The 16743-nt window shown below is 67.2% G+C and carries 14 protein-coding genes and 1 pseudogene; 8 read left to right on the top strand and 7 right to left on the bottom strand.

Annotated features, from left to right (window positions below; all coding sequences use genetic code 11):
• Positions 1 to 9: 9 nt before the first annotated feature.
• A complete protein-coding gene (locus OG203_RS21815; RefSeq protein ID WP_405167460.1) occupies positions 10 to 1122 on the bottom strand; it encodes a YgfZ/GcvT domain-containing protein in 1113 nt (370 codons plus the stop codon).
• Positions 1123 to 1365: 243 nt separating this feature from the next.
• Here OG203_RS21815 and OG203_RS21810 point away from each other — a divergent pair, with 243 nt between their 5' ends.
• The 5 genes from OG203_RS21810 (at position 1366) to cydC (ending at position 8589) form a co-directional block, all read left to right on the top strand.
• Positions 1366 to 2286 carry an aminodeoxychorismate lyase gene (locus OG203_RS21810; protein WP_405167459.1) on the top strand — a complete coding sequence of 307 codons (921 nt, stop codon included), beginning with the start codon at positions 1366 to 1368 and terminating at the stop codon, positions 2284 to 2286.
• Between the two features lie 219 nt (positions 2287 to 2505).
• A complete protein-coding gene (locus OG203_RS21805) occupies positions 2506 to 3993 on the top strand; it encodes a cytochrome ubiquinol oxidase subunit I (protein WP_405167458.1) in 1488 nt (495 codons plus the stop codon).
• Between the two features lie 9 nt (positions 3994 to 4002).
• Positions 4003 to 5034, top strand: coding sequence for a cytochrome d ubiquinol oxidase subunit II (cydB, locus tag OG203_RS21800; RefSeq protein WP_405167457.1), 1032 nt, complete (start codon positions 4003 to 4005; stop codon positions 5032 to 5034).
• 23 nt (positions 5035 to 5057) lie between these two features.
• Entirely contained in the window at positions 5058 to 6839 is a 1782-nt protein-coding gene (locus OG203_RS21795) for an ABC transporter ATP-binding protein/permease (RefSeq protein ID WP_405167456.1), read from the top strand.
• A 58-nt stretch (positions 6840 to 6897) separates the two neighbouring features.
• Positions 6898 to 8589 carry a thiol reductant ABC exporter subunit CydC gene (gene cydC, locus OG203_RS21790; protein WP_405167455.1) on the top strand — a complete coding sequence of 564 codons (1692 nt, stop codon included), beginning with the start codon at positions 6898 to 6900 and terminating at the stop codon, positions 8587 to 8589.
• 400 nt (positions 8590 to 8989) lie between these two features.
• Here the strand turns inward: cydC and OG203_RS21785 are convergent, their stop codons facing one another.
• The 6 genes and pseudogenes from OG203_RS21785 to OG203_RS21760 all read right to left on the bottom strand — a co-directional run bounded on the left by OG203_RS21785 (position 8990) and on the right by OG203_RS21760 (position 13207).
• Positions 8990 to 9697: an FABP family protein gene (locus tag OG203_RS21785; RefSeq protein ID WP_405167454.1), complete on the bottom strand. Its 708-nt coding sequence runs from the start codon at positions 9695 to 9697 to the stop codon at positions 8990 to 8992.
• Between the two features lie 193 nt (positions 9698 to 9890).
• Complete coding sequence (locus OG203_RS21780) at positions 9891 to 10196, bottom strand: DUF1416 domain-containing protein (RefSeq protein ID WP_040730884.1); 306 nt, start codon at positions 10194 to 10196, stop codon at positions 9891 to 9893.
• Positions 10197 to 10201: 5 nt separating this feature from the next.
• On the bottom strand, positions 10202 to 11035 hold the full coding sequence (locus OG203_RS21775) for a sulfurtransferase (protein WP_405167453.1): 834 nt from the start codon (positions 11033 to 11035) through the stop codon (positions 10202 to 10204).
• A gap of 118 nt (positions 11036 to 11153) precedes the next feature.
• A pseudogene (locus OG203_RS21770) lies at positions 11154 to 11636 on the bottom strand (DUF4395 domain-containing protein); the annotation flags it as partial.
• Between the two features lie 288 nt (positions 11637 to 11924).
• Positions 11925 to 12401, bottom strand: a complete 477-nt coding sequence (locus OG203_RS21765; RefSeq protein ID WP_405167452.1) for a thioredoxin family protein — start codon at positions 12399 to 12401, stop codon at positions 11925 to 11927.
• Positions 12398 to 13207 (bottom strand): DUF2993 domain-containing protein, encoded by an 810-nt coding sequence (locus OG203_RS21760; RefSeq protein ID WP_405167451.1) that lies wholly within the window; start codon positions 13205 to 13207, stop codon positions 12398 to 12400. Before OG203_RS21760 ends, OG203_RS21765 begins: the two co-directional genes overlap by 4 nt.
• A 233-nt stretch (positions 13208 to 13440) precedes the next feature.
• Between OG203_RS21760 and OG203_RS21755 the strand changes: the two genes are divergently transcribed.
• From OG203_RS21755 to pstS, 3 genes are all read left to right on the top strand, one after another.
• On the top strand, positions 13441 to 14205 hold the full coding sequence (locus OG203_RS21755; RefSeq protein ID WP_405167450.1) for a winged-helix domain-containing protein: 765 nt from the start codon (positions 13441 to 13443) through the stop codon (positions 14203 to 14205).
• A 226-nt stretch (positions 14206 to 14431) separates the two neighbouring features.
• Positions 14432 to 15352, top strand: coding sequence for a mycothiol synthase (mshD, locus tag OG203_RS21750; RefSeq protein ID WP_405167449.1), 921 nt, complete (start codon positions 14432 to 14434; stop codon positions 15350 to 15352).
• A gap of 242 nt (positions 15353 to 15594) precedes the next feature.
• Positions 15595 to 16713 (top strand): phosphate ABC transporter substrate-binding protein PstS, encoded by a 1119-nt coding sequence (pstS, locus tag OG203_RS21745; RefSeq protein WP_405167448.1) that lies wholly within the window; start codon positions 15595 to 15597, stop codon positions 16711 to 16713.
• Positions 16714 to 16743: the final 30 nt, after the last annotated feature.

The following is a 16743-nucleotide window of genomic DNA, read 5'->3' as shown; positions in this document are numbered from 1 at the left end:
GGGCGCGCGTCAGCGTCCGCGGAGCCGATCGACGGCGAGCCTGCCCGCCTGCGGTGCGTCGTCCGACGGCACCGAATCCGGGTCGATGGCGGCGGCGGCCGGTCCGGCCGTCAGCGCGGTATCGGCCGGGACGGTGCGTTTGATCAGCGCGAGCGCGATCGGGCCGAGTTCGTAGTGGTCGATGACGGTGCCGAGGCGGCCGATCGCGCGTCCGCCCGCGGTGATGTCGTCGCCGATCGAGGGGCGCTCGTCGGCCGAACCGTCCAGGTGCAACAGCACCAGGTGCCGCGGCGGCTTGCCGAGGTTGTGCACCCGCGCCACGGTTTCCTGGCCGCGGTAGCAGCCCTTGTCCAGATGCACGGCCCCGTATTCGGCGATCCCGCCGATCCAGCGGGCCTCGTGCGGGATGGTGCGCTCGTCGGTGTCGAGGCCGATCCGCGGGCGCACGGCGGCGACCCGCAGTGCCTCGAACGTCCACATGCCAGCGGGTTCGGCACCGGCGTCGGTCAGGCGGGTCCACCAGTCGGCGAGTTGGTCGCGGGGGACGAGCAGATCGAAGGAGTCGGCGGTCGGCCACGGCATCCGGCGCAGGAAACCGCCGCCGGGCAGAGCCACGGCCGCGTAGGTGCCAGGCAGGTCCGCGACGCCGATGGCCGCGATCACCTCGGCCGCCTTCGGTCCGAGCAGGCTCAGCACCGCGTGATCGGACTCGGTGGGCTGCGCGTCGGCCCAGAAGACCATCTTTCGCAGGAAGTCGAGCAGTGCCGGTCCGCGATCGCCCTCGGTGTCGATCCAGACCGTGCTGTCCAGCTCGGTGAGCACGAAGTGGTTCAGCACCCGGCCGTTGAGATCGAGGTCGAGGTTCTCCGCCGACTGCCCGTCGCTCAGGGCGGCGATGTGCTGGCTGCTGATGGTGTGCAGCCAGGTCAGCCGCTCGGCGCCGGTGATCCGCAGAACGAAACGGTGCGAGCGATCGATGATCGCCGCGCGCTGCACGGCGGCCCGCTGTTCACCGAGCGGATCACCGTAGTGCCACGCGACGGCGGCATCGGGGGAACCCGGCGCTCCCGCGACGGCTCCCGAAACAGCGAGGATAGGGCTGGGCGCAACGACCACGGACACATTTCCACTGTAGGCGGGGTTGGCGTCTGCTGTCCGAACCGGGGCTACAAGGAGCGCTTGCGGGCCGCGAATGCGCGAGGCCGCTGGGAGCGCTTGCGGGCCGCGAATGCGCGAGGCCGCAGGAGACGTTTGTAACGTCGTGTGTGAGGCGTACGAGTGAACCTGAAGCGGCAGGTTGTAAAAGATGCCGCGAAGTCTGCCGTGACCTAGGCGAGACATTGCAACACCGCCTAGTCTCGACGCATGGTAGATCGGGTTCTTGTCTCACTCGACGGCGCGGTCCGGGACGCGGACGCGCCGTTGTTGTATGCGGACGATATCGGCGTATTGCGTGGCGACGGTATTTTCGAAACGGTGCTGGTGCGCGCGGGTAACGCGTGCGCGATCGAATTTCATCTAGGCAGGCTGCGCCGCTCAGCGCAGGCGCTCGAGCTGCCCGAGCCCGAGATCGGGCGCTGGCGGGAGACGGTCGAGCGGGCCGCCAAGGAGTGGGGAACCGACCGCGAGGGCGTGATGCGGCTGGTGCTCACCCGTGGGCGCGACAGCGAGCTATCGGGGGTGGCCGAGAAGGTGACCAGCGGCGACCTCGCGGCGGCCGTTCCGGTGCCCACCGCGTATGTGCTCGTGCTTCCGGTGCCGGATCGGGTGCAGAAGGCGCGCACCGAGGGTGTCTCGGTGATGACCCTGTCCCGTGGCATCTCGATCGACCTCGCGCAGGCCGCGCCGTGGCAGTTGCTCGGCGCGAAGACGCTGTCCTATGCGTCCAACATGGCGGCGCTGCGGTTCGCCGCCCGGATGGGCGCCGACGACGTGATCTTCACCAGCACCGAGAACCGGGTGCTGGAAGGTCCGCGCTCGTCGGTGGTGATCGCGCGGGACAAGCAGCTGATCACCCCGCCCGCGAAGAACGGTGTGCTGCCGGGTGTCACCCAGCGCGCGCTGTTCGTCGAGGCGGAGAAGGCGGGGTGGGAGTGTATTTACAAGTCGCTGTTCACCGCCGATCTGCTCACCTGTGACAGCGTGTGGATGATGTCGAGCGTCTCGCTCGCGGCGCGGGTGAATTCGTTGGATGGGCTGCGGATGTCGGCACCGGACAACGCGCAGGAGATCATCGACCTGGTTGATCGCGGTGTCGAGCGAGCGGGTGCCATCGGCGATTGGTGAAGGCTCCCAGGGCGACCGGTGACTGCCCGCACCGGGCGCTGAGGGGAGTCCGTACGGCGTGATGTGCGTCCTACTCGCGTTGCCGCACGGCGACCCGAGCTTGGAAAACCGCTGCTGAAGGCCGAAAGTCCCGGTGTGTCGTGGCCTACGACTCACTTTTTCTTGGGTGCCTCCGACGTACTATTACTACGTTATGTCGTAGACGACGAGGAGGCCGCGTTGAATGCCCTGGACATCTCCCGATGGCAATTCGGCATCACGACGGTCTACCACTTTCTGTTGGTGCCGCTGACTATTGGACTCGCGCCGCTGGTCGCCGCCATGCAGACCGCGTGGGTGATCACCGGCAAGGATCATTGGCTTCGGCTGACCAAGTTCTTCGGCAAGCTGTTCCTGATCAACTTCGCGCTCGGCGTCGCCACCGGCATCGTGCAGGAGTTCCAGTTCGGGATGAACTGGAGCGAGTACTCCCGCTTCGTCGGTGACGTGTTCGGTGCGCCGCTCGCGCTGGAGGGCCTTGTCGCCTTCTTTATGGAGTCGACCTTCCTCGGGCTGTGGATCTTCGGCTGGTCCCGATTGCCGAAACTCGCGCACCTCGCGGCGATCTGGATGGTGGCGATCGGCGTGAACGCGTCGGCGTACTTCATCGTGGCCGCGAACTCGTTCATGCAGCATCCGGTCGGGGCGCGGTTCAATCCGGAGACCGGACGGGCCGAACTCGACAGCATCGTCGCGGTGCTCACGAACAACACACTGCTGGCGGCCTTTCCACACGTCGTCGCCGGATCCTTCGTTACCGCAGGCACTTTCGTCGCTGGCATCGCCGGCTGGTGGATGGTGCGCAAGGCGCGCAGCGGCGACGCCTCCCAGCTGGCCGAGGCGCGCACCATGTGGCGCCCCGCCGCGCTGGTCGGCATCTGGGTGATGCTGCTGTCGCTGGCCGGGTTGTTCTTCACCGGCGATACCCAGGGCAAGCTGATGTTCGAGCAGCAGCCGATGAAGATGGCCTCGGCGGAATCGTTGTGCCACACCGAAACCGACCCCGATTTCTCCATTCTGACGGTCGGCACGCACAACAACTGCGACAGCGTCACGCACGTGCTCGAGGTGCCAGGCGTGCTGCCCTACCTGGCCAAGGGCAAGTTCAGCGATGTCACCCTGCCCGGCGTGATCGACCTGCAGAAGGAATACAACGCGAAGTACGGCGTCGGCGACTACCGGCCGAATCTGTTCGTCACCTACTGGTCGTTCCGCGCGATGATCGGCCTCGCGGCGGGCTCGGGCCTGCTCGCGCTCGCCGGGCTGTGGCTCACCCGCCGCGGCCGGGTGCCGAACCAGCGCTGGTTCTCCTGGCTCAGCCTGATCATGATCCCGACGCCGTTCCTGGCCAACAGCGCGGGCTGGGTGTTCACCGAAATGGGCCGCCAGCCTTGGGTTGTCGCGCCGAACCCGACCGGCGATCTGAACCTGCGGCTGATGGTGCAGCAGGGTGTCTCGAACCATTCGGCCGGTGTCGTGCTGTTCTCGCTGATCGTCTTCACGCTGCTGTACGGCTCGTTGGCGGTGGTGTGGTTCTACCTGATGCGGCGCTATGTGATGCACGGACCGGATCCGGCGGCGGTCGCCGATGCGCAGGACGGCAGTGCCGGTCCCGGTAGCCATCGCGCCGAAGAGCCTGCCGTCGAACAACTTTCGTTCGCCTACTAGGAGCCGACGATGAGTCTGCAAGAGTTCTGGTTCGTGCTGATCGGAGTGCTGTTCACCGGTTACTTCGTGCTGGAGGGCTTCGACTTCGGGGTCGGCATGCTGATGCCGATTCTCGGCCGTGGCTCCGACACGCGAAGGCGGGTGGTGCTCAACACGATCGGGCCCGTGTGGGACGGCAACGAGGTCTGGGTGATCACCGCGGGCGGCGCCATGTTCGCGGCCTTCCCGGAGTGGTACGCCAGCATGTTCTCCGGTTTCTATCTGGCGCTGCTGTTGTTGCTCGTCGCGCTGATCCTGCGCATCTGCGCCATCGAATATCGCGGCAAGATCAACGATCCGCGCTGGCGGGCCCGCTGTGATCTCGGCATCGGAATCGGTTCCTGGATACCGGCACTCGCCTGGGGCTGGGTCTTCGCCAATATCGTGCGCGGGGTGCCGCTGAACGAGAAGAAGCAGTTCGCCGGTTCGGTGTGGGATCTGCTCGGCCCGTACTCGCTGCTCGGCGGGTTGACCACGGCGCTGCTGTTCGCGTTGCACGGCGCGGTGTTCCTCGGGCTGAAGACCGGCGGCGAGGTGCGCGACGACGCGCAGCGCACGGCCAAGCTGCTGCTGGTGCCGACCGTGGTGGTCGTCGGCGGCTTCGGCTTCTGGACCCAGCTGGCCTACGGCACCGGCTGGACGTGGATTCCGTTGGCGCTCGCGGTGATCGGGCTGGTCGCCGCCGCGGTCGCGGTGTTCGCCGACCGCGACGGCTGGGCGTTCACCGGCACCACCGTCACGGTGGCGGCGGCGACCACGCTGCTGTTCGGGTCGTTGTTCCCGAATGTGTTGCCCTCCACCATCGATACCGCGTTCAACCTGACCATCCACAACGCGTCGTCCACCCCGTACACGCTGCGGGTGATGAGCTGGGCGGCGGTGCTCGTCACCCCGGTCGTGCTGGTCTACCAGGGCTGGACGTACTGGGTGTTCCGCAAGCGGATCACCGTCGACCAGATCCCCGCGCCTGTCGGGTTGCCGCTGGGACCCGTGCAGGACTGATCCGACCCGTGAAGGACTGAGCCATGGCCCGCCCGCCCGTCGACCCGCGCCTCTGGCGGTATGCCCGCTCGGCCCGCCGCTACCTGGCGCTGAGTGTCGCACTGTCCGTGCTGATCACCGGATCGATCGTGGTCGCGGCGGTCATGCTGGCCCGTGTGCTGGCCGGGGTCGTCACCGACCCCGGTCGGCGCACGCTCGGCGGGTGGACGACCGAACTGCTGGTGCTCGCGCTCGCCATCGCCTGCCGGGTGCTCGCCACCTGGCTGCAAGCGCGGCTCGCGCATCGGGCCGGGGCGGACGTGGTCGCGGAGCTGGAAACCGCCGTGCTCACCGCGGGCGCTCGGCTATCGCCGCGTGAACTCGACACTCGCAGAACCGAACTCGCGGTCGTGGTCGGCACGGGGCTGTCCGGGTTGCGCGGGTATCTGATCGGATACGTTCCGGCCCTGCTACTCGCGGTTCTCGTCCCGCCGATCGTGTTGGCGGTCATCGCGATCCACGATCCGGTCTCTGGCCTCATCGTGGTGGTCACGTTGCCGCTGATTCCGGTCTTCATGATCCTGATCGGCCTGTTGACCCAGGGGCGTGCGGAGGCCACGCTGGCCGCGACAACGCGGCTCTCGGATCAACTGCTCGACCTGTTCGCGGGGATGCCGACGCTGCGGGCGCTCGGGCGGGAGCGGGGCGGATCGGTTGTCGCGGAACGAAATACCCCGGGGAGTTCGGCTCCGGGCGTGGCCGATTCGTCGGAAACACGCCCCGCCACCATGGCAGCTCGAGTGCGCGACCTCGGGGATGCGTTGCGGCAGCGGACCATGCGTGCACTGCGGGTCGCGTTCCTTTCCTCGATGGTGCTGGAGATGCTCGCGACACTGAGCGTGGCGCTGGTCGCGGTGTCCATCGGATTGCGGCTGGTGTTCGGCGAGATGAGCCTGTACGCGGGCCTGGTTGCCCTCGTGCTCGCCCCCGAGGTGTATCTGCCACTGCGGATGGTGGGGGAGCGGTTTCATGCCGCACAGGACGGAATGGCGGCCGCGGACAAGGCTTTCGCGGTTCTCGAATCGGCGGCGGGAACAACCGATACCGGCGGCGCGGCGGTAACGGATTTCGCCGGGGTTGTCGAATTACGCGACCTGTCCGTCCGCACGCGCAACGGCTTCGCGCCAGACGGGTTGTCGGCACAGCTTCGGCCCGGTGCCGTCACCGTGCTCGCCGGGCCGAACGGCAGCGGGAAATCGACGGCGGTGCAGGCGATCCTTGGTTTGCTCGAGCCGGATCGCGGCACGGTGACCATCGACGGTATCGATGTGCGCGAGCTGGATCAGGACGAATGGTGGGCCCACGTGGCGTGGCTGCCTCAGCGTCCCGTGCTGGTGCCCGGCACGCTGCGGGAGAACCTCGAACTGTTCGGCGCGAAGGCAGGGGCTCCGGTCGCGCACGGACCGGCCCGCGTCGTCGACGACCTCGAAGCCGCCTGTGTCGCTACCGGATTCGACGCCGTGCTGAACGAACTGCCCGACCGATGGGACACCGTGGTCGGCCCCGGCGGCGTCGGACTCTCCCTTGGCCAGCGCCAGCGCCTCGCACTCACCAGGGTCCTGGCGGCCGACCGGCCGATCTTGCTCCTCGACGAGCCGACCGCCCACCTCGACCCCGACAGCGAAGCCGCGGTCCTCGCGGCCCTGCGACAGCGCGCCCGAGACGGCGCGACCGTGGTCGTGATCGGCCACCGCCCAACAGTTCTCGCCGCGGGCGACCACGTGGTCCAGGTGCGTGCGGCCGCCGATGATCTGGTGGGAGCCTGATGATCGTGACAGCGGAGGAGCTGATGGAAGTCTCGGACGATCATGGCGCGGTGCGGCGATGAGCGCGGCGGACAGCGGTTCGACGCTGCGCGGTGATCTGCGCCGAATGTGGCGGCTGCTGGAACTGTCCCGGTGGCGCGTCGCGGTGGCCGTCGCATGGGGTGTGCTCGCACTCGGCAGCGGCCTCGGACTGGCGGCGCTCGCCGCGTGGTTGATCGCTCGGGCGTGGCAGATGCCGCCGGTGCTGGATCTGAGCATCGCGGTGGTGACCGTTCGGGCACTGGGGATTTCGCGGGGCCTGGCCAGGTATCTGGAACGGCTCGCCACCCATGATGTCGCGCTGCGGGCGATGGCGACGGCGCGCACCACGGTCTATCGAACGCTCGCCGGGTCCGACTTCTGGTTGCGCAGGCCGTCGGATCAGCGGTCGGCCGTCACCGGCGTTGGCCGGGCCGGGCCGCTGCGGCGTGGTGATCTGCTCGTCCGAATCGGTAGCGACATAGACGATCTCGGGGCTGTCGTGGTGCGGGTGTTCGTCCCCGTTGCGGTCGCCCTGGTGCTGTCCGCGATCGCGATCGGCCTGCTCGCCACGATTTCGGTGGCCGCGGCCGCGATTTTGGCCGGGGCACTTGCGCTTTCGGGTGTGCTCGCCCCCTGGCTGTCGGCAACGGCGGCGCGCGAGGCCGAACGGGCCGTGCGCGTGGACCGGGCGGAGTTCACCGCGCAGGCACTCACAGTGCTCGAGCACGCGGCGGAACTGCGCGTCGCGGGTCGACTCGACGCGGCACTCGGCGCTGCCACCAAGGCATCTCGGCGCGCGGTTGCGGCGGAGGACGCGGCGGCCGCACGCAGCGCGTGGTCGGCGGCGGCCACCCCGCTCTCGATCGGTGCGAGCGTGCTGGGGGCCTTGCTGATCGGCATCACCCGCTATGGCCCGTCGGGTGGCGCACCAGGTGCGATGACGCCCATGGCGCTCACCGTGCTTGTGTTGCTTCCGCTCTCGGCATTCGAGGCCGTCGGTCCGCTCCCCGCCGCGGCGCAGTCGCTGACCACGGCCCGCGCGGCCCTGCATCGTTTGACCCGGCTCGACGGTGCCAGCGCTGTGCACGACGATGCGCTGGAAGGTCATCTGTCGCAACAACTTCCAGAGCTGCCACGGGGACGCCGGATCGCCGTGGTCGGGCCGAGCGGTGCCGGAAAGACCACGCTGCTGATGAGGTGGGCGGGCCTGTTCGACACACCTCGAACCGGTGTCATGTTCTTCGCCGAGGATGCTCACCTCTTCGGTACCTCGGTGCTGGAGAACCTTCGCGTCGCACGTGGCGACCTCACCGAGGACGAGGCCGAAACTGCCTTGCGCACAGTAGGTCTCGGCGACTGGCTGGACTCCCTGTCGAAGGGGGTGCACACCGACCTGGTCGGTGGCGCGGCCGCCGTCTCCGGCGGTCAACGCCGCCGCATCCTGCTCGCCCGGGCACTCGTATCACCGGCGCGAGTGTTGCTGCTCGACGAACCGACCGAGCATCTCGAGGCCGAGGCAGGCGCCGAGCTGCTTCGCGACTTGCTCGATGCCGACAGCGGATTGGTCGAACCCGATCGAACTGTGGTGGTCGTCACACATCAACTTCCGCCGGACAATCGGGCCGGCGTCATCGTACGAGTCGACGCATCGTCGCAGGTAAAGGTCGATTTCGTGGACCGGGGAGTCCCCACTTCCGCCCACCGAGAAATTCCGTTGCCGACCCGCTGACTCCTCGCTAAATTCGTCAGTACACAAGGAAGGAGGTGGTTCGACGAATGTATGTTCAAAGGACTCGTGAGGTGGCTGCGCGCTAGCGCCACCGCTGCAGGTGATTCGCCGCGCGAGCGCTAGCGAATTCCACGCAGTCACCCGGCCCCCGAGCCCCCGTTTGAGTCCGAACGGGACCCGTGCACTAACCAGCACCGGTAAGGCTCGGGGGCTGCCCGCCTCTCCGGGTATTCAGGCCAGACTCAGGTGCCGTGGCGGTTGCGTTGGCGACCGGCGGTGATGTGGTGGGTCGAGTTAGCCGGTACCCGCCGAGTTACCCATGTCCTTGCGAAATCAGAAGTCGCCTCAGCAGAGATCTTGAATCCACCTGCTCAGTAGGCGATGCCCCGCGCAGGACCCGCTAGCCGATGTAGCGCTGGAGGCGGGCCGAGAGGCGGGGTTCGAGGGGGCCGTCAGCTACCACTCGCTCCTCGACGTAAGCCAAGTCGCCGCCCTCGACGATGCCGTAGAGGCGCTTCGCGCCGCCGACGACGATGCCGGACTGGCTGCGGATGACAACGTCGGTGGCGAGTTCCCAGGAGGACTGGGTGAGCGCCTGGCCGTAGAAGAGTTCGACGATGCCGGTGCTGTGCGTGAGCAGCAGCTCGATGACCTCGTCGTTGCCGTCGATGCCGACCCGCCAGAAGCCGCTCTCGCGCAGATCGGGCCCGGCGTACTCGCCCTTGGCGTCGAGCACCCAGGAGCGGGACTCCCAGGACAGGTAGTCGCCGCCGTCGTGCGCGACGATGATCTGCTGACCGAACCGGTAGTCACCGCGCTCGGGATTGTGGCCCTCGCCCTCGCCGCGCCACACGCCGACCATCGGCAGCAGCGCGAGCATGGAGGAACTCAGATCCGGCCCGAGACGCAGATTCGCGGTGTCGACGGGCAGCGGCAGATCGGGCAGCACCGGAATGTTGCGGGCGCCCGTCGCCTTCGCCCGCTCGACGGCCTCGGACACGGCTTGATCGCCGCTGCGGCGACCAGCCGAATCGGCCGAGCCGTTGCCGTTCAGTTGTTCACTCGCTTGCTCGGCCGGATTAGAACCCTCGCTAGCGAGATCACTCATGATTCGGTGAACAGCCGGTAGAAGACGTACAGGCCGAACCAGCCGATGAGGATGGCAACGGCCACCAGCAGAATCTCGAAGAAGACGACCACATTTGGAGTCTAACGACAACTGCGCCCTCGTACGCAAACGACCCCGGTGCTTCCCGTCATAGTTAGGGAAGTACCGGGGTCGTTAGCTGCGTGAGGTCTGCTTACTTGGCGACCGCGACATCCACGGGGTGGATGCCGGCGCCTTCCGGACGAACCTCGGCCGAGCCGTTACCGGCCGAGGAGAGCGCCCGCAACGTCCAGGCACCCGGCGCCGCGAAGAAGCGGAAGTCGCCGGTGCCCGAGGCGACGACCTCGGCGGTGAAATCACCGTTGCCGTCGAGCAGACGCACGAACGCGCCGCCGACCGGCTGGCCGTCGGTGCTCAGGACACGGCCGGTGATGACCGTCTCCTTCTCCACGTCGACGCCCGCCGGAATGGCCTGACCCTGGGTAGGTGCTGCACACATGTTGATTACGCTCCCAACTCGATCGGTGCACCGACGAGGGAGCCGTATTCGGTCCAGCTCCCGTCGTAGTTCTTGACATTGCTGTGGCCGAGCAGTTCCTGGAGCACGAACCAGGTGTGCGAGGAGCGCTCGCCGATCCGGCAGTAGGCGATGGTTTCCTTCTCGCCGTCCAAGCCGGCTTCTTGGTAGATCTCGGTGAGCTCGGAGTCGGACTTGAAGGTGCCGTCCTCGTTCGCGGCCTTGCTCCACGGCACGTTGATCGCGGTGGGGATGTGGCCGGGACGCTGGCTCTGTTCCTGCGGCAGGTGCGCGGGGGCCAGGATCTTGCCGGAGAACTCGTCGGGCGAGCGGACGTCGACCAGGTTCTTGGTGCCGATGGCGGCGATGACCTCGTCGCGGAACGCGCGGATGGTCACGTCGGGGGCGGCGGCCTTGTACTGGGTGGCCGGGCGGCTGACGCCGTCGGTGGACAGCGGGCGGCCGTCGAGCTCCCACTTCTTACGTCCGCCGTCGAGCAGCTTGACGTTGTTGTGGCCGTACAGCTTGAAGTACCAGTAGGCGTACGCGGCGAACCAGTTGTTGTTGCCGCCGTACAGGACTACCTCGTCGTCGTTCGCGATGCCGCGCGCCGAGAGCAGGTCGGAGAACTGCTCCTGGTTCACGAAGTCACGACGAACCTGATCCTGCAGGTCCTTCTTCCAGTCGAGCCGGACGGCGCCCTCGATGTGGCCACCGTCGTAGGCGGAGGTGTCCTCGTCGACCTCGACGAAGACGATGCCGGGGGCGTTGAGGTTCTCTTCGGCCCAGTCCACGGAGACCAGGACATCGGAGCGAGCCATGTTGTTCCTTTCAGAGATGACTTGCGGATCAGTTCGGTGCCGGGGACCCGGCGGTGTGAGCGTCAGGCCCGGAGGCGGTAGCTTGCGTAACCACGGAGGGGCCGTGAACACCGCCAGTCGGAGCAGCAGTCCGGCGGAAACGGGCTACCAGTGGATAGATCTGGCAGCCCAGGCAAATCCCGAACGCCGCGTTCAAGAACGCGGCGAACAGGGCAAAGCCGGCGAAGACCGCGCCGACAACTGTGGAGCCGAGCGCGAAGCCCAGCAGGCTGACCACGGCGAAGGCCAAGCCGAGCAGCTGCGCGAACTTCAGCGGCGGCACGGGTTCGGTCTCGGTGGTCGGTGCGACGCGCGGCGCGACGAATGTCGCGTAGATCCGGCCGTACGGATGCTTGCGCGGACCGTAGGCGGCGCCGATCGCGAAGACGACGGCTTGGATGGCGATGAGCACCGCGGCGGCGACGGGCGAGAAGATGGCGGCGATCAACACCAGGACGAGGACGGCGGTGGTGATCCACGCGGCGAAGCGCGGGCCACGAACATCTACCTGTCCGTTGGCAATTGGCCGATTCTGCGAAGTATTACCGATTTCGGTGGACATTGTGCGTACTCCTGCGCTGGATGCGACTGATGGCTGGAAAATTGCCAGTTCGCCGGGGGATCAACGAGATCACTCGCACGGCGAACAGAGGTCGGCGTCAGGAATTTCTGAGAAAGCCGACCGCTCAGCGGCACAGGCAGCAACAACCACCGAGGCGGCACAGGTCAACCGTGCGGCGTCGGGTGAGCATCAGCTCGTGGTTGTAAAGCACGAATGCAGTTTACCTAATCGGGAGGGAGAAATGGACCCCGGGTTGATCACAGGTGCCCATGGATCGTGTCAAGGCGGCTAAGCGGCGATGGTCAGCGGCTCGAGCGCGGAGCGCAGATCGGTCACCTTCGGCACGCCGGAGATCCGAAAGCGTTCGCGGCCTTCACTATCGAAGACGAACGTGGTCGGCAACGAGAGCACGTTCAGTTCTTTGGCGAGCACCGGCTCGGCGTCGATGTCGACCTCGATGTCCAGCGGCGGCTGCGGCGACTCGGCCAGCTGTCCGGTGACATCGGCGACGACGCGGCGCACCGCGGCACAGGGTCCGCACCAGTCGGCGGAGAAATGCAGCACCGCGGGACCCGCTCCGGTCACTCCCACGGATGCGAGCAGATCGGCACGGGCCGATCCGGTTTCATCGATAGAGCGCTTGCGAGTCGCGGATGCGCGAGGCCGCACGCCGGCGGCGCGGACCTTGCCGTCGCGGCGGCGCACCGCGACGCCCACCGCGAGCGCGGCGAGCAACATCACTGCCAGAATTGTGATTTCGATCATGGTTGCTGCAATCGGTCGAGGTCGATCGTCACGTTCACGCCTTTGCCCTGTACTACGATCCACCCGCCCTGCGCGCTCACCTTGGTGGGGTGGACACCGAACGGCAATTCCTTGATGTCGATAGTACGGGTGAATCGCGCGAGCACGCCGGGGCGAGTGGCCGCGGGGATGGCCTCCTCCGGGATGGTCTTGTCGTTGCCCGCCTGCGGGCAGAAGCCGGTCGCGACGACTTTCACCTGGTCACCGTCGAGGGACAGATCGGCCTGTACGAAGACCTTGTCGGTGCCGTATTGAGCGCTCGACAATTCCGGCAGGCTGCCGAACAGGCACAGCGGCTCGTCCTCGGTCGAGGTCATCCCCGACCCGCCGGATCCGCCCGTGCCGTCGGACTTGTCCCGCTGCGGCGGGCCCTTCACCTGCAGATCGGGGATGCTGAACAGCCTGCCGAGCTCGGTCGGCCCGATCCGCAGCGAACTGTCGACCTGCTCGGCGGGCACGTTGCGCAGGCTGCCGTCGACCAGATTGTGCAGCGGTATCCGCACGCCGGTCAGATTCGCCTCGAATTCGTATTCCCCCGGCGTATGCGGGAGGTTGCCGCTCGCCTTGATCCAGACGTCGTCGTAGCGGCCGCCCATTGCCTGACCGAGGAACGAAACCCCGCGGATGGCCACCGCGGGATCGGCGGGTAGATCGGCGCCCCCGCGTAACGCGCGCGAGACCCGGTATTCCGAATAGGCCGCGACGCTGAAATCAATGACCACTGCCAGTCCCGCGAGAATCAGCAGCCCGATGATGAGCTTGCGCATTGCTGAACCTTATAGAGCGCTTGCGAGTCGCGGATGCGCGAGGCCGCATCGGCAGCGGGCGCGACGGTGCATTTCTGGTATCAGACATATCACTCGCCGGGACTCGTCCACCCGGATGGCGAGGTCATCGGGGTTGACGCGCTAATCTTGCATCCGAATTACCTGTGATTCAGCGACGTGGCCCCCGGCAGTGCGGCTGTTGTCCTCGGAGCTACTAGATGGGAGGAGAGCTTGTGGAGCTGCTCCTGCTGACCTCCGACCCCAACCCTGATGCGGTGTTGCCCTCATTGTCGCTGCTGGCGCACAACGTGCGTCCCGCGCCGACCGAGGTCTCATCGCTGCTGGAGGCGGGCACCGCGGACGTCGCACTGGTCGACGCGCGCACCGACCTGGCCGCCGCGCGCGGGCTGTGCCGCCTGCTCGGCAGCACCGGGTCGTCGGTGCCGGTGGTCGCCGTGCTCACCGAGGGTGGCCTGGTCGCGGTGAACGCGGACTGGGGACTCGACGACATCCTGCTGCCCGGCACCGGCCCGGCCGAGCTGGACGCCAGGCTGCGACTACTTGTCGGCCGCAATGGCGGCGTGGCGAGCCCGGAGAACTCGGGCAAGATCACCCTCGGCGAATTGGTGATCGACGAGGGCACCTACACCGCGCGTCTGCGTGGGCGCCCGCTCGACCTGACCTACAAGGAATTCGAGCTGCTCAAGTACCTCGCACAGCACGCCGGCCGGGTGTTCACCAGGGCCCAGCTGCTGCAAGAGGTGTGGGGTTACGACTTCTTCGGTGGCACCCGCACGGTCGACGTGCACGTCCGGCGGCTGCGCGCCAAGCTCGGCACCGAGTACGAATCGCTCATCGGCACCGTGCGCAATGTCGGCTACAAGGCGGTGCGGCCGTCGCGGACCGCGGCCAAGGGCGAGCCGGTCGCTTTCTCGGAGGACGAGCCGGAGGGCACCGACGACGCGCCGCTCGCTCCGGTCAACGGCTCCGTGCAGTGATTTCGGTGGGCCCGCCGCCCAATCCGAAACACCGTCGCGTCATTATGTGTTCGCGCGGTGTTCAGCACACCGGCCGCAGTGTTCGAAACGCTGGGCGCGGTGCTCGAAACGCCGCGCCGACATCGCGTACCGGTCTTGTCCGTGCGCGAAATGCTGGGCTACGCAATGACGTTGTCCGGGTAGGGATCCCACTCGGGATGCCGCGGAGCGCGAGGAATGGAGCCCGATGAACGGCGTGGCAACACAGTGGAGCGAGCGGCTGGCATCGAACGCGGCCGCTGACGTCCGGCAACTACTCGAACGCGCGGCAGGCGCCGACGGTGTCGCCCCCGTTTCCGAGCAGGCGGTCCTGTCGCTGAGCGCGGGCGATGACCCCGCGGTGCGGCACCTGATCGCCGTGCGCGACGAGGTGATCACCGGCTACGCGAATCTCGTTCCGGCACACGGCGAACACCCGGCGATGGCCGAGATCGCGGTCGATCCGCCCGCGCGCGGGCAGGGTATCGGCACCGAGTTGGTCTCGGCCGCGCTCGCCGAGGGCGGTCCTGGCACCCGGATCTGGGCGCACGGAAATCTGCCGGCGGCCAAGGCCGTCGCCGGGCGGCTCGGCCTGGCCACCGCGCGCGAGCTCTGGCAGATGCGACGCCCGCTGGCTACACCTGAGCTACCGGAAATCGCGGCGCGCGGCCGGGTGACCATCCGGACCTACGCCGGCCCCTCCGACGACGCCGAATTGTTGCGGGTGAACAACGCCGCCTTCGACTGGCATCCGGAGCAGGGCGGCTGGACCGAACGCGACCTCAAGGCGCGCCGCGCCGAGCCGTGGTTCGACCCGAAGGGTCTGTTCCTCGCGACCGACACCGCCGAGCCGAGCCGCGTGCTCGGATTCCATTGGACCAAGGTGCATTACGACGAGAACCCGGCGGTCGGTGAGGTCTACGTGGTAGGCATCGACCCCGCCGCGCAGGGCCGCGGACTCGGTCGTCTGCTGACCCTGGTCGGCCTGCATTATCTGCGTGATCGTGACCTCGGCGAAGTACTTCTCTACACCGAGGCCGACAACACCGCGGCCGTGCACACCTACACCCGGCTCGGGTTCGCTCCCGCGCACATCGATGTCGCCTATTCGGCGGCCTCAGCTGAATAGCAGGTGCCCCGTCGGGGGTGTCTGAGTAAAACTGCGGCTAATGTCACACATAACGCACCAATCGCGCTTGGCTGTTCACCCGCCGTTCACTCAGGTCGGTCCAACTGTCAACCACGTGACTTTACGTTGATTGGTGGGCAGCCCACGGCTGCCTGGTGCGCAAGTTCCCCGCGAACAGCACCACATCACCCGTCCGGGCCGGTGAGGGACCGGGCGAGTTGGACGCCTTTGTCGGAGGAATAGTGAATCTCAAGCGCAGCAGCGCCCTCGTTGGTGTGCTGGCCGTTGGTGCCATGTCGCTCGCCGCCTGTGGCAGCGACGACAACACCAGCACCAGCAGCAACGGCGGCACCACTGCCAAGTCGGACATCGCCTGCGGTGGCAAGAAGGCGCTCAAGTCGAGCGGCTCCTCCGCGCAGAAGAACGCGATGGACCGCTTCGTCGCGGCCTACGAGGCCAACTGCGACGGCAACACCCTGAACTACACCTCGAGCGGTTCCGGGGCGGGTGTCAACGAATTCGTCGGCAACCAGACCGATTTCGGTGGTTCCGACTCGCCGCTGAGCGCGTCGAAGGGCGAGACCGCCAAGGCGCAGGACCGCTGCGGTTCGCCCGCGTGGAACCTGCCGACCGTGTTCGGCCCGATCGCCATCACCTACAACATCGACGGCGTCAGCGACCTGGTGCTCGACGGCCCGACCGCCGCCAAGGTGTTCAACGGCGCCATCACCACCTGGGACGCCCCGGAGATCAAGGCGCTCAACCCGAGCGCGAAGCTCCCCTCCGACAAGATCGCGGTGATCTTCCGCAGCGACGAGTCGGGCACCACCGACAACTTCCAGCTCTACCTGGACGCGGCGTCCGACGGCGCCTGGGGCAAGGGTGCGGGCAAGGCGTTCGTCGGCGGCATCGGTGAGGGTGCGAAGGGCAACGAGGGCACCTCGGCCGCCATCAAGAGCACCAAGAACGCGATCACCTACAACGAGTGGTCGTTCGCGAAGTCGCAGAACCTGGCCATCGCCCAGATCGTCACCTCGGCGAGCAAGGACCCGGTCAAGCTGACCGCAGACTCCGCGGGCAAGGCCATCGACGGCGTGAAGGTCAAGGGTGACGGCAACGACCTGGTGCTCGACACCAGCACGTTCTACAAGCCGACCGTGGCGGGTGCCTACCCGATCATGCTGGCCACCTACGAGATCGTCTGCTCGAAGTACAGCGACGCGGACACCGCCAAGGCGGTCAAGGCGTTCCTGACCTCGGCGACCACCAACGGCCAGAAGGGTCTCGACGAGGCCGGGTACATCCCGATCCCGGACAAGTTCAAGACGCGTCTGACCACCGCGATCAACGCCATCTCCTGATCGCACAGTAGTTAGTAATGACCGTGCACC

This window comes from Nocardia sp. NBC_01499 (assembly GCF_045040275.1).
In the GTDB taxonomy this organism is placed as follows: Bacteria; Actinomycetota; Actinomycetes; order Mycobacteriales; family Mycobacteriaceae; genus Nocardia.
This window is presented reverse-complemented; position numbering and strand designations above follow the sequence as displayed.

Bases quoted from the DNA above. Each gene is read 5' to 3' on its own strand.
- OG203_RS21765 (WP_405167452.1), bottom strand. From the start codon at position 12,401: ATGATCGAAATCACAATTCTGGCAGTGATGTTGCTCGCCGCGCTCGCG.
- OG203_RS21785 (WP_405167454.1), bottom strand. From the start codon at position 9,697: ATGAGTGATCTCGCTAGCGAGGGTTCTAATCCGGCCGAGCAAGCGAGT.
- OG203_RS21810 (WP_405167459.1), top strand. From the start codon at position 1,366: ATGGTAGATCGGGTTCTTGTCTCACTCGACGGCGCGGTCCGGGACGCG.
- OG203_RS21780 (WP_040730884.1), bottom strand. From the start codon at position 10,196: ATGTGTGCAGCACCTACCCAGGGTCAGGCCATTCCGGCGGGCGTCGAC.
- mshD (WP_405167449.1), top strand. From the start codon at position 14,432: ATGAACGGCGTGGCAACACAGTGGAGCGAGCGGCTGGCATCGAACGCG.
- OG203_RS21760 (WP_405167451.1), bottom strand. From the start codon at position 13,207: ATGCGCAAGCTCATCATCGGGCTGCTGATTCTCGCGGGACTGGCAGTG.
- OG203_RS21795 (WP_405167456.1), top strand. From the start codon at position 5,058: ATGGCCCGCCCGCCCGTCGACCCGCGCCTCTGGCGGTATGCCCGCTCG.
- OG203_RS21775 (WP_405167453.1), bottom strand. From the start codon at position 11,035: ATGGCTCGCTCCGATGTCCTGGTCTCCGTGGACTGGGCCGAAGAGAAC.
- cydB (WP_405167457.1), top strand. From the start codon at position 4,003: ATGAGTCTGCAAGAGTTCTGGTTCGTGCTGATCGGAGTGCTGTTCACC.
- cydC (WP_405167455.1), top strand. From the start codon at position 6,898: ATGAGCGCGGCGGACAGCGGTTCGACGCTGCGCGGTGATCTGCGCCGA.